General features: G+C 66.3%; 12 protein-coding genes. 11 read left to right on the top strand and 1 reads right to left on the bottom strand.

Going from position 1 to position 13,621, the window contains the following annotated elements:
• Positions 1-3: 3 nt before the first annotated feature.
• From QP802_RS07765 to QP802_RS07730, 8 genes are read left to right on the top strand one after another with little or no spacing between them, the layout of a single operon-like run.
• Positions 4-1,134, top strand: a complete 1,131-nt coding sequence (locus tag QP802_RS07765; RefSeq protein WP_284818203.1) for a phosphotransferase — start codon at positions 4-6, stop codon at positions 1,132-1,134.
• 59 nt (positions 1,135-1,193) lie between these two features.
• Positions 1,194-2,558, top strand: a complete 1,365-nt coding sequence (gene brnQ, locus QP802_RS07760; RefSeq protein ID WP_284818200.1) for a branched-chain amino acid transport system II carrier protein — start codon at positions 1,194-1,196, stop codon at positions 2,556-2,558.
• A 9-nt stretch (positions 2,559-2,567) separates the two neighbouring features.
• The gene (locus QP802_RS07755) at positions 2,568-3,554 is read left to right on the top strand and encodes an LLM class flavin-dependent oxidoreductase (RefSeq protein ID WP_284818198.1); all 987 of its coding nucleotides are present in this window, start codon (positions 2,568-2,570) and stop codon (positions 3,552-3,554) included.
• Positions 3,555-3,565: 11 nt separating this feature from the next.
• Positions 3,566-5,011 (top strand): ABC transporter substrate-binding protein, encoded by a 1,446-nt coding sequence (locus QP802_RS07750; RefSeq protein ID WP_284818196.1) that lies wholly within the window; start codon positions 3,566-3,568, stop codon positions 5,009-5,011.
• Positions 5,008-5,916 (top strand): ABC transporter permease, encoded by a 909-nt coding sequence (locus tag QP802_RS07745; RefSeq protein WP_284818195.1) that lies wholly within the window; start codon positions 5,008-5,010, stop codon positions 5,914-5,916. Before QP802_RS07750 ends, QP802_RS07745 begins: the two co-directional genes overlap by 4 nt.
• Complete coding sequence (locus QP802_RS07740; protein ID WP_284818193.1) at positions 5,913-6,698, top strand: ABC transporter permease; 786 nt, start codon at positions 5,913-5,915, stop codon at positions 6,696-6,698. The genes QP802_RS07745 and QP802_RS07740 overlap by 4 nt, the downstream gene beginning before the upstream one ends.
• Positions 6,682-8,007 carry an ATP-binding cassette domain-containing protein gene (locus tag QP802_RS07735; RefSeq protein ID WP_284818192.1) on the top strand — a complete coding sequence of 442 codons (1,326 nt, stop codon included), beginning with the start codon at positions 6,682-6,684 and terminating at the stop codon, positions 8,005-8,007. The genes QP802_RS07740 and QP802_RS07735 overlap by 17 nt, the downstream gene beginning before the upstream one ends.
• Before the next feature lie 18 nt (positions 8,008-8,025).
• Positions 8,026-8,934 (top strand): ribokinase, encoded by a 909-nt coding sequence (locus QP802_RS07730; protein WP_284818191.1) that lies wholly within the window; start codon positions 8,026-8,028, stop codon positions 8,932-8,934.
• On the opposite strand, the gene QP802_RS07725 is transcribed toward QP802_RS07730, so the two are convergent.
• A complete protein-coding gene (locus tag QP802_RS07725) occupies positions 8,914-10,128 on the bottom strand; it encodes an alpha/beta fold hydrolase (protein ID WP_284818189.1) in 1,215 nt (404 codons plus the stop codon). The two genes, QP802_RS07730 and QP802_RS07725, sit on opposite strands and share 21 nt — an antisense overlap.
• Positions 10,129-10,164: 36 nt before the next feature.
• Between QP802_RS07725 and QP802_RS07720 the strand changes: the two genes are divergently transcribed.
• Genes QP802_RS07720 through QP802_RS07710 form a run of 3 tightly spaced genes read left to right on the top strand, consistent with a single transcriptional unit; the run spans position 10,165 to position 13,459 of the window.
• Positions 10,165-10,824: an aldose epimerase family protein gene (locus QP802_RS07720; protein ID WP_256020815.1), complete on the top strand. Its 660-nt coding sequence runs from the start codon at positions 10,165-10,167 to the stop codon at positions 10,822-10,824.
• Positions 10,808-11,581: a CPBP family intramembrane glutamic endopeptidase gene (locus QP802_RS07715; RefSeq protein ID WP_256020813.1), complete on the top strand. Its 774-nt coding sequence runs from the start codon at positions 10,808-10,810 to the stop codon at positions 11,579-11,581. Before QP802_RS07720 ends, QP802_RS07715 begins: the two co-directional genes overlap by 17 nt.
• A gap of 27 nt (positions 11,582-11,608) precedes the next feature.
• Positions 11,609-13,459: a BCCT family transporter gene (locus QP802_RS07710; RefSeq protein ID WP_284818187.1), complete on the top strand. Its 1,851-nt coding sequence runs from the start codon at positions 11,609-11,611 to the stop codon at positions 13,457-13,459.
• Positions 13,460-13,621: the final 162 nt, after the last annotated feature.

Below are 13,621 nucleotides of genomic sequence, written 5' to 3'. Positions count from 1 at the left end.
CACATGATTGATATTGCTGAGCAGCGCTTCTACGGCGCGAAGTCCGAGCCGGTCGACGCCATCGACGTCGTCGCCGCGGAAGATGTCACCTCCCCAACCACCGGTGAGCGTTTCACCTGGCAGATCCTCGCGGTGCACCACGGCGACACGGTCGACCACTACCAAGTGTTTGTCGACGCCACCGGCACCCACGACGTCCTGCACACCCCCGAAGGCGCCGAGGCCTACCTGGCCAACGTCGCAACGTTTGGCGCGGTGGAGGGCACCATCGACTCCGTCGGCGCGCGCCCGCTCGGGGCCGAGCAGTCCAACACTTCACTGGTGGTCGGCCAGCACATCGTCAAGGTGTTCCGCCGCCTCGAGGACGGGCTGAACCCAGACGTTGAGCTGCTGAGCCAGATCGCGAACTGCCCCGCGGTCGCCGCGGTGCGCGGCTACGCCACCCGCGACGGCCAGACCCTTGCGATGCAGCAGGACTGCATCGTGGGCGGCACCGACGGCTTCGTGCTCGCCACAGGCGGCACGCTCGACACCAGCGGCACCAAGGCGCTCGGCACGGCGATCCGCCAGGTACACACCGCGCTCGCCGACGCCTTCCCCACCGAGTCCGCCAGCCCGTCGGCGCTGCGCACACGGCTCACCCAGCACCTTGACTCCTACATTCAGCGCGCGCCGATGCTCGAGCAGTACCGCGAGCGCATCCTGAAGCTCTACTCGCTTCTCGACGCCAGCTCCGCCGCCACCGCCACGACACCCCTGACCACGCAGCGCGTCCACGGCGACCTCCACCTTGGACAGACGCTGAAGACGGATTCCCAGTGGTTCCTCATCGACTTCGAGGGCGAGCCAGCCCGCCCGCTGCAGGAGCGCCGTCTGCCGGATCACCCACTGCGCGATGTCGCTGGGATGATCCGCTCCTACGGGTACGCCGCGGCTGTGGGCGGGTTTGACGCTGCCTGGGAGCGGGAGCACGTCGAAAAGCTGCTGGAGGGTTACGGCACTGCCCCCGCGAGCGAGGACCCTGTTCTTGCAGCGTACGTGGTGGATAAGGCTGCGTACGAGGTGGTGTACGAGGCGAACAACCGCCCAGATTGGGTGGAGATTCCGTTGAGGGCGATCGAAACACTCGTATAAACGTCTCACAGAATGGAAAAGATTTCCCATTTTTTCGCTGTGTGTTGTACTGTGTGGCAATGGACCATACACAGAACGCTCAAACGGGCACGAAACAGGGAAACTCCACCCAGGCGGTCGTCGTCACCGCGCTGGCACTGTTTTCCATGTTCTTCGGTGCCGGCAACCTGATTTTCCCACCAATCCTGGCCGTCCAGGCAGGCGATAACTTCTGGCCTGCCATCCTCGGCTTCCTCAGCACCGGCGCGCTGCTGCCGGTGCTGGCGGTCATCGCTATTGCACTGTCCGGCACGAACGTGCGCGACCTCGCGCAGCGTGCAGGCAGCATCTTCGGTGTTATCTTCCCGGTACTCGCCTACCTGTCCATCGGCGCGTTCTACGCGCTGCCACGTACCGGCGCGGTGTCGATGGAAACGGCCATCACCCCGCTGTTCGGTGTGTCCGGCCTGTTCGCCTCGGGCGTGTTCAACGTCATCTTCTTCGGCATTGCCCTGGCGCTGAGCTGGAACCCGAACACCATCATGGAAAAGCTCGGTAAGTTCCTTACTCCGGCGCTGGTCATCCTGCTGGTCGTGATGATCGCCGTTTCGCTGTTCCGCTGGGACGTAGAGCCTTCCACACCTTCGGAGCACTACCAGTCCGGCCCGTACCCGACCGGCCTGCTGGAGGGCTACCTGACGATGGACTCCATCGCCGCGCTGGCCTTCTCCATTGTTGTGATTTCCACGCTGCGTTCGAAGGGCTTCCCTGAGGGCAAGAAGCTGGTCAACGGCACCATCGCAGCTGGCGTCGGTGCGGGCGCGCTGCTGGCACTCATCTACGTCGGGCTGGGCATGATCGGTCGCGTGATGCCGGACTCCGACCAGTTCGATAACGGCGCAGGCCTGCTGGCTGAAGCCTCCAACCTGACGATGGGCCAGGCGGGCCAGGTCATCTTCTCACTGATCGTGCTGCTGGCCTGCCTGACCACCGCAGTCGGCCTAATCACCGCGACCGCAGAGTACTTCTCCACCGAGTTTGGCGGCGCCTACCGCACGTGGGCGGTCATCTTCACCATCGCCTCGATGGTCATCGCGACCCAGGGCCTGGACTTCGTGATGACGATTGCCGCACCGGTCATCGGCTTCCTGTACCCGCCGGCCATTGCCCTGATCTTCGTCACCCTGGTCGAGCCAGCGTTCAAGCGCCGCCTGACCTTCCGCTGGGCGTTCTTCCTGCCGATCTGGGTTGCTGTGGTCTGGTCCGCAATCGAGACCTTCATTTCCCTGGACTGGGGCGCCGACGCCTTGCGTCCGCTGGTGACGTGGGCTCCGCTCGACTCCGCGGGCCTCGGCTGGGTCCTGCCGGTGGTCGTCGCGTTCGTCATTGGCCTGGTCGTGGACCTGGCCCGCCCGAAGCAACACGCGGAGGCCGTCAGCGCGTAGTGTGGGGCCATGTCTACCCCACTCTCACTGATTGATTTTTGCACCAGATACTCCGGCGAGTCCGTCGCCGACGCAATGCAGCGCTCCGTTGTATTCGCGCAGAAGGCGGAATCGCTGGAGTATTCGCGTATTTGGTACTCCGAGCACCACAACATGCACAGCATTGTCTCCTCGGTGCCCTCAGTCCTCATCGCCCATATCGGGGCGAAGACGGAGCGCATTCGGCTCGGCGCGGGTGGCGTGATGCTGCCGAACCACTCGCCGTACGTGGTTGCGGAGCAGTTCGGGATGCTCGAGGAGCTCTACCCGAACCGTATTGATCTCGGGCTTGGCCGCGCCCCGGGCACCGACCAGCAAACGCTCGGCCGGGCGCTGCGGCGCGACCCGCGGGCGGCCGAGCACTTCCCGGAAGACGTGCTCGAGCTACAGGCGTGGTTGAGCGACAACTCCCCGCTGGCCGGGGTGACCGCCGTGCCGGGCGCAGGCACCAACGTGCCGCTGTACATCCTCGGCTCCTCTATGTTCGGGGCGTCGCTCGCAGCGAAGCTCGGTCTGCCGTACTCGTTTGCCTCCCACTTCGCGCCCAACATGCTGGAGCAGGCCACGGCGTATTACAAGGAGAACTACGAGCCGTCCGAGCGCTACCCGGAGCCCTACTGCATCGCGGCCGTAAACGTCACCGCCGCGGACACCGCCGAGGACGCCGAGCGCCAGACCCACCTGGTGCACCGCAACCGGGTGCGCGCCATGATCGGCCGCCGCGGCACCATGCTCAACGATGAACAGCTCGACGAGGTCGTGCGCTCCCCACAGGGCCAGCAGATCATCGGCATGCTGCGCTACACCGCGGCCGGTACCGGTGATCAGGTCCGCGACTACCTCACCGACTTCGCCGCCACCGCGCACGCGGACGAGTTGATGATTTCGCTGCAGGCCCCAACGCATGAAGAGGCGCTGCGTTCGATGGAAATTCTCGCAGGAGTCTGGGACCGCTAGACTCTACACTCATGCATTTCAGCACCCTGTCGCGCGGGCTGATGGCGTCCGCGCTCGGCGCCACGCTCGGACTGAGCCTCGCTTCGTGTGGTCCCGCGACGCCCAGGGAGGATGTGGTCGTCGCAACGCAAGGGCCCCCTGCGGGCCTCGACTTCACCTCCATCGGTGGTGCCGCGGCACCACAGGCGCTGATGGGCAACATCTATGAGACGCTCGTGCGTATCGACGCCAACGGCGAACCGCAGCCGTGGTTGGCGACCTCGTGGCGTGTAAGCGACGACGGCACCGTCTACACCTTCGACCTGCGCGACGGCGTGACCTTTTCCGACGGCTCCCCCTTCGACGCCAGCGACGCCGTCTTTTCCATCAACTACGTGAAGGACTCCTGGGTCAACGGCATCAAGGAGAACATGGACTCGGTCGCATCCGCCCGCGCGGTAGACCCGCGCACGCTCGAGGTAACGCTGAAGGCACCGAGCGAGCAGTGGCTGTGGTCCATGGGAACGATGACGGGCGCGATGATGACGCCCGACTCCGTGGGAAGGCTCGCTCAAAACCCGTTGGGCACCGGGCCGTACACGCTGCGCTCGTTTGAGCCCGGCCACTCGATTGCCTTCGACCCGCGGCCCGATTACTGGGGCACAAAGCCGCAAAGCGGGGCCATGATCCGCTACTTCGGCGACGCCATCGCCGCGGTGAACGCGCTGCGCGTGGGCGATGTGGACGTCGTGTGGGCGATGCAGGCGCCGCAGCTCCTCGACGCCCTGCCAGACGACATCACCACTGCGGTCGGTACCACCAACGGCGAGGTGATCTTCAGCATGAACAACAAGGCTGCACCCTTCGACGACGTCACCGTGCGGCAGGCCGCCGCCTACGCCATCGACCGTGATGCGCTCAACGCGGTGGTCTACAACGGGCTTGCCACCGACACCGGCGGCGCCCCCGTCCCACCGACCGACCCATGGTTTACCGGCACCAACTACTACCCCTTCGACCCGGACAAGGCACGGGAGCTGCTCGCCGGGCGCACCCCTGAGGTCACCATCGAGGTGCCCAGCCTGCCGTACGCGCAGACCGCCAGCGAGCTCATCTACTCCCAGCTTCGCAGCGTCGGCTTCCGCGTCACGCTGCACACCGTGGAGTTCCCGGCGGTGTGGCTGAACAAGGTGCACAAGCAGCACGACTATCAGGCGTCGATTATCTCGCACGTGGAGCCGCGCGACATGGTGCACATGTTCGGCAACCCGGACTACTACTTCGGCTACGACTCCGCGCACGCCCGCGAACTCATGGCGCAGGGCGACCTGCGGGCCGCGGTAGACACCATCATGGCCGACGCCGGGGCGCTCACCCTGGCCAACGCGCCGAACATCGTGCTCTACGCGCCGGGCGTGCACGGGCTTGACCCGAACGTGGTCACCGATTCCCTGCCACTGAACGAGGTGCGCCGATGAAACACGTTGCGTCAACACTGCTGCGGCTGCTCGCGCTGCTCGCCGCGGCCAGCGTGGTGATTTTCCTGCTGCTGCGCGCCATCCCGGGCGACCCGGCGCGCATCGCGCTTGGGCTCAACGCCTCGGATGAGGCGGTGGCGGAGCTGTCCCACTCGTTGGGCACAGACCGACCGCTGGTGGCTCAGTATGTGGGCTGGATCGCGGCGATGCTGCGCGGTGACTTCGGAGTGTCGCTGGCCAGCAGCGCGGACCTGGGCCCGATAATCTGGCAGCGCGCGGGGGTCTCGCTGGTGTTGGCGGTGGCTGCGATGGCGCTGTCGTTGGCCATCGCGCTTCCTGTCGGGATCTGGCTGGCGCGGCGAAACAGTGCGGTGCTGTCCGGGCTGACACAGTTGGGCATGGCGGTGCCGAGCTTCGTTGTCGGCATTGTGGCCGTGGCGGTGTTCTCGGTGCGTTTGGGCTGGTTGCCTGCCAACGGGTGGGGCACGGCTGCGCACGCGGTGTTGCCGGTGCTGTCGCTGACCGCCGTGCAGACGGCGATCCTGGCGAGGTATATCCGCACCGCCGTGTCCGAGGAGCTCGAGCGCGACTACGTGCGCACCGCGCGCTCTACCGGCGCGAGCATGACGCAGGTGGTGCGCGAGCACGTGCTTCGCAACGCCGCGCTGCCGGTGCTCACGGTGGTGGGGATCCAGCTGTCCGCGCTGGTGGTCAGCGCCGTGGTTGTGGAGCAGGTCTTCGCCATCCCCGGCCTGGGCTCCTTCCTGCTGGACTCGGTGCGCAACCGCGATATCACGGCGGTGCAGTCCACGATGATGCTGCTGGTGGCGTTTACGCTACTGGTCAACGCGCTCGTGGACATCGCCTACGGGGTCGTCGACCCGCGCGTCAGGAGGGCGAAGTGAACCCGAAACGAATAGCTGGGTGGGTAACGCTGGGGGCGATCGTGTTCGTGGCGGTGCTCTCACTGGTGTGGACGCCGTACGACCCGCTGCAGGCCATGCCCGCCGACCGCCTCGCCGCGCCGAGCGCCACGCACCTGCTCGGCACTGACGAGCTGGGCCGCGACCTCCTCTCGCGCATCATGATGGGCGCGCGCTACACCGTTGCTGCGAGCGCGGGCGCCGCGGCGCTCTCCCTGTTCGTGGGGGTGCCGCTCGGGGTGCTCGCGGGCATGCGCCGCTCCTGGACGGAGCGCACCGTCATGGGTGGCAGCGACGTGCTCATGGCATTTCCGGCGCTCCTGCTCGCCATCGCGTTGACCGCTGCGTTCGGCGCCAGCATGTGGATCGTGGTGCTCGCCCTTGGCATCGCGGGTATCCCCGGGTTCGTTCGGGTCTCGCGGGTGGCCACGCTTCGCGTGATGTCCCAGGACTACATCCTGGCCGCGCGCCTGAACAAGGTGCCTGGGATTATGGTGGCGTGGCGCCACGTGCTGCCGAACATCCTGCCGGTGGTCATCGCCCAGATCGCGGTGGCGTTTTCCATGGCGGTGCTGGCCGAGTCGGGCCTATCCTTCCTCGGCTTCGGCGTGCAGGCACCCTACGCATCCTGGGGCCGGATGCTGCAGGCCAGCCAGCCCTACCTGGCCACCGCCCCGCACCTTGCGCTGTGGCCGGCGCTGGCCATCGCGCTGACGATTCTCGCGTGCAACGTAGCAGGAGGCCACCGTGATCAACGTTTCTAACCTCCGCATCGAGGGCCTGCTGCACGGCATCAGTTTCACGCTCGAGCGCGGCCAGCGCCTCGGCATCATCGGCGAGTCCGGGTCCGGCAAGTCACTCACGGCGCTGTCCATCATGGGGCTCACGGACCTCCCCGCGGAAGGCTCCATCACCGTCGACGGCGTCGAAATGGTCGGCACCTCCGAGCGGACCCGCCGCCGCGTGCGCGGTTCTCGCGTCGCGATGGTCTTCCAAGAACCCATGACAGCACTCGACCCCCTGAAGAAGATCGGCAAGGTCGTACCGCGGCACCTGCTGCAGGAAGTCGGCGTCGACCGTCCCGAGGCTTACCCACACGAACTCTCCGGCGGGCAGCGCCAACGCGTGCTCATCGCTCTCGCCCTCGCCGGCGACCCCGACTTCTTACTTTGCGACGAGCCCACCACCGCCCTCGACGTCACCGTCCAACGCCAGATCCTGGACCTCATCGACACCGTGGTCCGCCGCCGCGGCATGGGGCTGCTGTTCATCTCCCACGACATGCCCGTGGTCAACCACATGACGCAGGGAGTTCTGGTGTTTCGCGCTGGGTCGATCGAGCCAGCGGACAGCGCCTACTCGCGCAAGCTGCTCAACCCGACGCTGCCCACGCTCGCGACTGCGTCGCGCAAGGTTGGCGGGCCCGTGGTCACCCTTCGTGATGTCTCCGTCACCCGTGGCACCACCAAAGCACTACGCAACGTGAACCTGGAGGTCCGCCGGGGCGAGCGCATCGGCATCGTGGGCGGTTCTGGCTCCGGCAAGACCACCCTCCTGCACGTCATCGCGGGCTTGCGTGGCGTCGACTCCGGGGAGGTCCGCATCAACGGCGACTGCCAGATGGTGTTCCAGGACCCCTACTCTTCCCTGGACCCGCGGATGCGGGTCGGGGCGTCGGTGGAGGAGGCGGGCGTCGATACGCGGCGGGCCCGCGAGGTGCTTGCCGCGGTGGGCCTCGAGGGCACCGAGCGACGCTTGCCCCGCGAGTTCTCCGGCGGGCAGCGCCAGCGCATCTCTATTGCCCGCGCGACCGCCGCCACCCCCGATATCCTGCTTGCGGACGAGCCCGTCTCCGCCCTCGACGCCACCCTGCGTAACCAGGTGCTCACCCTGCTCGACGAGCTCGCCTCCACCCTCGTGTTCGTCTCCCACGACCTCGGCGTGGTGCGCGCGCTGTGCCCGCGCACGATCGTGATGCACGAGGGCGAAATCGTGGAGGAGGGCCGCACGCAGGACGTCCTGCGTAATCCGCAGCACGAATACACGCGGCGCCTCATCGACAGCATGTTTTAGGCGCTACTGTGGGTGGGTATGAAGATCGTAGTAGTTGGTTCCATTAACGCAGACCTCACCGTCAACGTTGCCCGCCACCCTAACCCGGGCGAAACCCTACTGGGCGAAGGCGGCGGGCTCACCGCCGGCGGCAAGGGCGCCAACCAGGCGTGCGCAGCCGCGAAGCTGGGCGCGCATGTGGCGCTGGTCGGCGCGGTTGGTAAGGACTCGAACGCGGCGCCGGCGCTCGCGCTCCTGGAGGTCGCGGGCGTGGACCTCACCCACGTCGAGCAGAAAGAGGAGGTCACCGGCCTGGCCGTGATCACCGTGGCCGCCGATGGCGAGAACACCGTCCTGGTCGTGCCCGGCGCGAACGCCGAGGTGGACGCGAACCACGTTGAGCGCCACGTCGCCGCCATCGAGGACGCCTCACTCGTGTTGCTGCAGGGCGAGATCCCCGCGGACGGCTTTGCCAAGGCGGTCGAGTTGGCACAGGCCCACGGTGCGCGCGTCGTCATCAATCTGGCACCAGTCGTGGAGGTGGATCGGGAGGCGTTGCTCGCCGCCGACCCGCTGCTCGCCAACGAGCACGAGGCCGGCCTCATCCTCGAGCAGCTCGGCGTCTCCCCGCAGGAGACCCCGGAGCAGCTGGCCCAGCAGCTTCTTGACGCCGGCTTCGCCTCCGTCGTGCTCACCCTCGGCGCGGCCGGAGCGCTCATCGCCGACGCGGAGGGCTTGCGCCCGGTGGATACGCCGCGTGTGGAGGCCGTCGACACCGTCGGCGCTGGCGACGCGTTCGCCGGCGCGCTGTGCCACCGACTCGTCGAGGGCGACACGCTGGATGAGGCCGCGAAGGTCGCGGCGAAGGTCGGCGCAATCGCGGTGACCAAGCCGGGTGCCCAGCCCTCCTACCCGAGCTCCGCCGAGCTAGACGCCTACGATTTCTAGCAACTTACCCAGCACGGCCTCGCCGTGTTTGCGCAGCCCGTCGTGCTGCATGTGGTCGTTTTCCCACACGTTGATGCCGAGCGCCTCGGCGGTCTCGAGGGAGAACTGCCGCGGCACGTACATATCCTGCGTATAGACGGCCGCCGCGGTCCGAATGCCGTGGTCGGCTGCGTTGAACCCTGCAGCCCCGGCGTAGAGGCTGGACCAGTCGTCCTTGGCCGCCAGCTCGTGCGCCGCCTCCTTGAAGGGGCGCAGTGCCGGGTCCTCGTCGAATTGGAACGGGAAGACGTGCTCGCCGGTGAGCAACCCTTCGCTGGCACCGAAGCCGGGAGTGCGCTCAGCGACGCGCTGCGCCGACCACGCGGTCGCGCCCGGCACGGTACCGCCGTAGATGGATTCGTGGATCACCCCGTAAAGCGGGCCGGACTCGTAGCTGACCAGCGCGCCGATCTGCGCCAGCACGTCCGTGCGCATCGCACCGTTCGGGTGGAAGGGGGCCTCGAGCAGCGTCGCGATCGTGCCCGCGCCGCCCTCCTGCCCCAGTAGCGTGCCGATGGTCCGGAAACGCCGCGCGCTCAGCCGCTCCCCGGTTGGCAGGAACTCCTCGCGCTGCTCGAGGTGCTCGCACACCTCCGCGATGCGCTCCTGCGCCCACGGCACTGCCTCGAAGAGCTCCTGGTGGCGGGCCCGCACGGTGGCGAACGTCGCCTCGTACACCTCGTCCACTCCCCTGCTGATCGAGGGCAACCCACCCGTAAACAGCGCCGCCCGCAACGACTCCGGGTAGCGCAGCATGTAGTGCACCAGGCAGAACCCGCCGAAGGACTGGCCCAGCACGTCCCACTTCGCCAGGCCCAGTGCGCGGCGCAGCGCTTCCGCGTCGTCCACGATGGTGTCGGCGCGAAGACGGGTGAAGTCGATGGTGGCGTCGCCAAGCATGGCGCGATCGATGCGGGAGGAGCGGCCCGTGCCACGCTGATCCAGCAGCACCACTTGGTAGCCGCGCTTCGTGGCGTACTCGATCCACTCGAAGCGCTCACGCGGGCTCGGGAAGCCCGGGCCGCCCTGGAGAAAGAGCAGCGTCGGCGCGTCCTTCGCGGTCGTGGCGCCGCGCACGATGCGCGCGAACAGCTGCACCCCCTCGCGCTCGAAGGGGACATCAACGCAGTGGAGAGAGGAAGCAAACAGAGACATGGCCCTCATGCTATACCCCCACTAGCATTGGGAGCCGTGACACAACCACTGTTTTTTCATTCCCAGCACAATCCGGCCCACGGAGGCATCCCAGTAGTCGCCCCGTGGTTCGCACAGACCCTCGGCGAGCAGATGCACGGCTGGGCAACCAGCCTCGAGTGGCAACACGACGGCGACACGATGCGCGTGAGCCACGACAACTTCCACCTCGTCTTCCGCACCCAGCTTGACGACGCCCGCTCGCGCTTCGAACTGACCATCACCAACGGGGCGACCACCCCGCGGCCCGTCCAGATCGCACTGCACCCCTACTGGGCCTGCGACGCGGCGACAGCGGAACTCTCGGGTGTCGACGGCTCCCGCTTCCTCGACAAAACTGACGGCAAGTTGAAGACGGTGGACGGCCCGCTGCGCTTCGGCGAGGAGACCGACGCCGTGATCGCCGGAGCGACCAGCGCCGTCCTCCGCGACGCCACCCGCGAGCTCACGTTTACCTGCACCGGCACCGACCACCTCGTGGTGTGGAACCCGGGCCCCGACGTCTGCCGCGTAGCCGAGGACCTCGGCGACGACGACTGGGCGCACTTCGTGTGCGTGGAGCCAGCGCTGCTCGGCGAAGACCGCCGCGGCGTGACCCTGATCCCGGGTGCTTCCGCGAGCATCGCGCTGGAGGTCGCCGTTGCAGCCCTACCCTGAGTACCACCTCCTCGCCGCTGAACGGCCGTGGTGGCGCGGGCTCGTGGAGGCGCTGCTACTCGTCGCGTTCTTCCTCGCGTTCACCCTTGCAGCCGTCGCGTTTCTGGACGTAACCGGCGACATGGACTCCCAGCTGGCCATCGTGCTCAGCCTCGCGCTGACACTACCGGCGGCGTTTCTCGCAGCTCGAGCGGCCGGGCGCGATCCGGCGCTGCTCGTCAGCGTGGCGGGCCGCGTGCGCTGGCCAATCGTGCTTCGCAGCAGCCTGGTCATGTTGTTGCTGTTCGGTCTGACCACGCCGTGGGAGGACATCGACCTCACGCCAATCCTGCTGATGTACGTGCTCATCACGCCGTTTCAGGCGGCGGCGGAAGAGTTCGTGTTCCGCGGCGCTATCCCCCAGATCGTCGGCACGTGGGTGCGCTCGCCGTGGGTGGCGTACGCGGTACCCGTCATCCCCTTCGTCGCTTTACATGAGTACAACTGGATCGGGCTCACCGACATCCTCGTGTTCACCCTCTGCGTCTCAGTCCTGGTCTGGTACACCGGTGGGCTCGAAGCTGCGGTGGTGATGCACGCGTTTAATAATATCTCTGTTTTCTTCATCGAACCCGACGCCAGCCCCACCGAACTTGGGTGGGTTGACCTCGCGTTTTCCTCCGCGTTCACCATCGGCACGACCCTGCTCCTCCTGGCTATCAACCGCCGAAAACGTCCGGACCCAACTAGCCATATCGTCCCGGATGCGGTTAACTAAGAGACTCACAATCTCAAGGAGAACCTCATGTCCAGCACCAATGCTGCACCCGCCTATCCCGACGACATGCACCCCGGACTCGTCCCCGGGATCAGCGTAGAAGAACAACGCAACCGATTCGGGGTGGACAAACTCGTCTTCGGTGTCACAGCGGTGCTCATCGTCGCGTTCATCATTTGGGGCATCAGCGCCCCAGACACCGTCGGCGAAGTCGCCGGCAACGCACTGAACTGGGGCATGTACAACTTCGGCTGGCTGTTTAACATCATCATGTCCGGCTGCGTCGTCCTGATGCTCGTCATCGCGTTCTCACGCTTCGGCACCATCAAGCTCGGCAAGGACGACGAGGAGCCGGAGTACTCCTTCTTCTCGTGGATCGCCATGATGTTCGCCGCAGGTATTGGCGTCGGCATCTTCTTCTTCGGCCCCTCCGAACCGCTCACCCACTACATCACCCCACCACCGCTGACTGTCGACGCCGAAACCCCCGAAGCCCTACACCAAGCGATGGCGCAGTCCCACTTCCACTGGGGCGTTTCGCCGTGGTCCGCGTACGCGCTCGTCGGCGGCGCACTCGCCTACTCCACCTATCGACGCGGCCGCGTCTCCCTCCTTTCCTCCATCTTCAACCCGCTGATCAAGGGCGGCGCTGCGTGGACCGGGAAGATCGTCGACATCCTCGCGATCGTCGCCACCCTCTTCGGCACCGCAGCCTCCCTCGGCATTGCCGCGCTGCAAATCACCGAAGGCGTTTCCATCGTTGGCGGCATCGAAGTATCCACCGGCGTGCTCATCGCCATCGTCATGCTGCTGTCCACTGGCTTCATGATCTCCGCCGTCTCCGGCGTGTCCAAGGGCGTGCGCATCCTCTCCAACATCAACATCACCCTGACGCTCGGCGCGATCTTCTTCGTGTTCGTCACCGGCCCGACCCTGTTCCTCACGAACCTGATCCCGTCCGGCACCATCGCGTACGTCGACAAGTACATGGATATGGCGTCCCGTTCGCTGACCTGGGGCACGGAAACCCTCGACTTCCAGTCGGCCTGGACTGCCTTCTACTGGGCATGGTGGATCGCGTGGACCCCGTTCGTCGGCATGTTCATCGCCCGCATCTCCCGCGGCCGCACGCTGCGCCAGTTCGTCATCGTCACCATCGTCGTACCGACGACCGTGCTCATCCTCGCGTTCACCATCTTCGGTGGCACCACCATCTCCTTCAACCGGGATAACATCCCAGGTTTTGACGGCACCAGCTCCACCGAAAGCGTCCTCTACGCCATGTTTGAGCAGCTACCGCTGTACAGCATCACCTCGGTGCTCCTGATCGTCATCCTCTCGATCTTCTTCATCACCTCAGCCGACTCCGCCTCCGTCGTCATGGGCACCATGTCCTCCAAGGGCGACCCGGCACCGAAGAAGCTCATCGTGTTGTTCTGGGGCGCATGCATGATGGGCATCGCCGTCGTCATGCTCCTGACCGGCGGCGAAGACGCGCTGTCCGGCCTACAGTCCCTGACTATTCTCTCCGCGCTGCCCTTCTCCGTCATCCTGATCTTCATCGGCATCGCCTTCCTGCGGGATCTCTCCACCGACCCACTCGCGATCCGCAACACCTACGCGCGCTCCGCGATGCGCGCCGCCGTCATCAAGGGCCTCGAAGAGTACGGCGACGACTTCGAACTCACCGTCAACCAAGCCGACGAAGGCAAAGGCGCCGGCGCCGACTTCGACTCCACCGCCGCCCACGTCACCGACTGGTACCAGCGCACCAACGAAGACGGCGAAAACGTCGGCTACGACTACGAAACCGGCACGTGGGCCGACGGCTACGAGGCCGAGGACTCCGGTTCTGATTCTGAGTCCAAGAAGGACTAGTTGGGCGCCGACCAGCTCGGCTCATCAGCGCCCTTTGCGCAAATGGGAGTAACAGGATTGTAGTAATCCGGATTTTGGACCCCGAGGGAGCGCGGACATTTCGTTGGAGTGTTGAGGGCTGGAAGGTATTCCGATGCCCGCAAAGTTCCCCGACACCGTCCG

Source organism: Corynebacterium sp. UMB10119B (genome assembly GCF_030228125.1).
Classification (GTDB): domain Bacteria; phylum Actinomycetota; class Actinomycetes; order Mycobacteriales; family Mycobacteriaceae; genus Corynebacterium; species Corynebacterium pseudogenitalium.
This window is presented reverse-complemented; position numbering and strand designations above follow the sequence as displayed.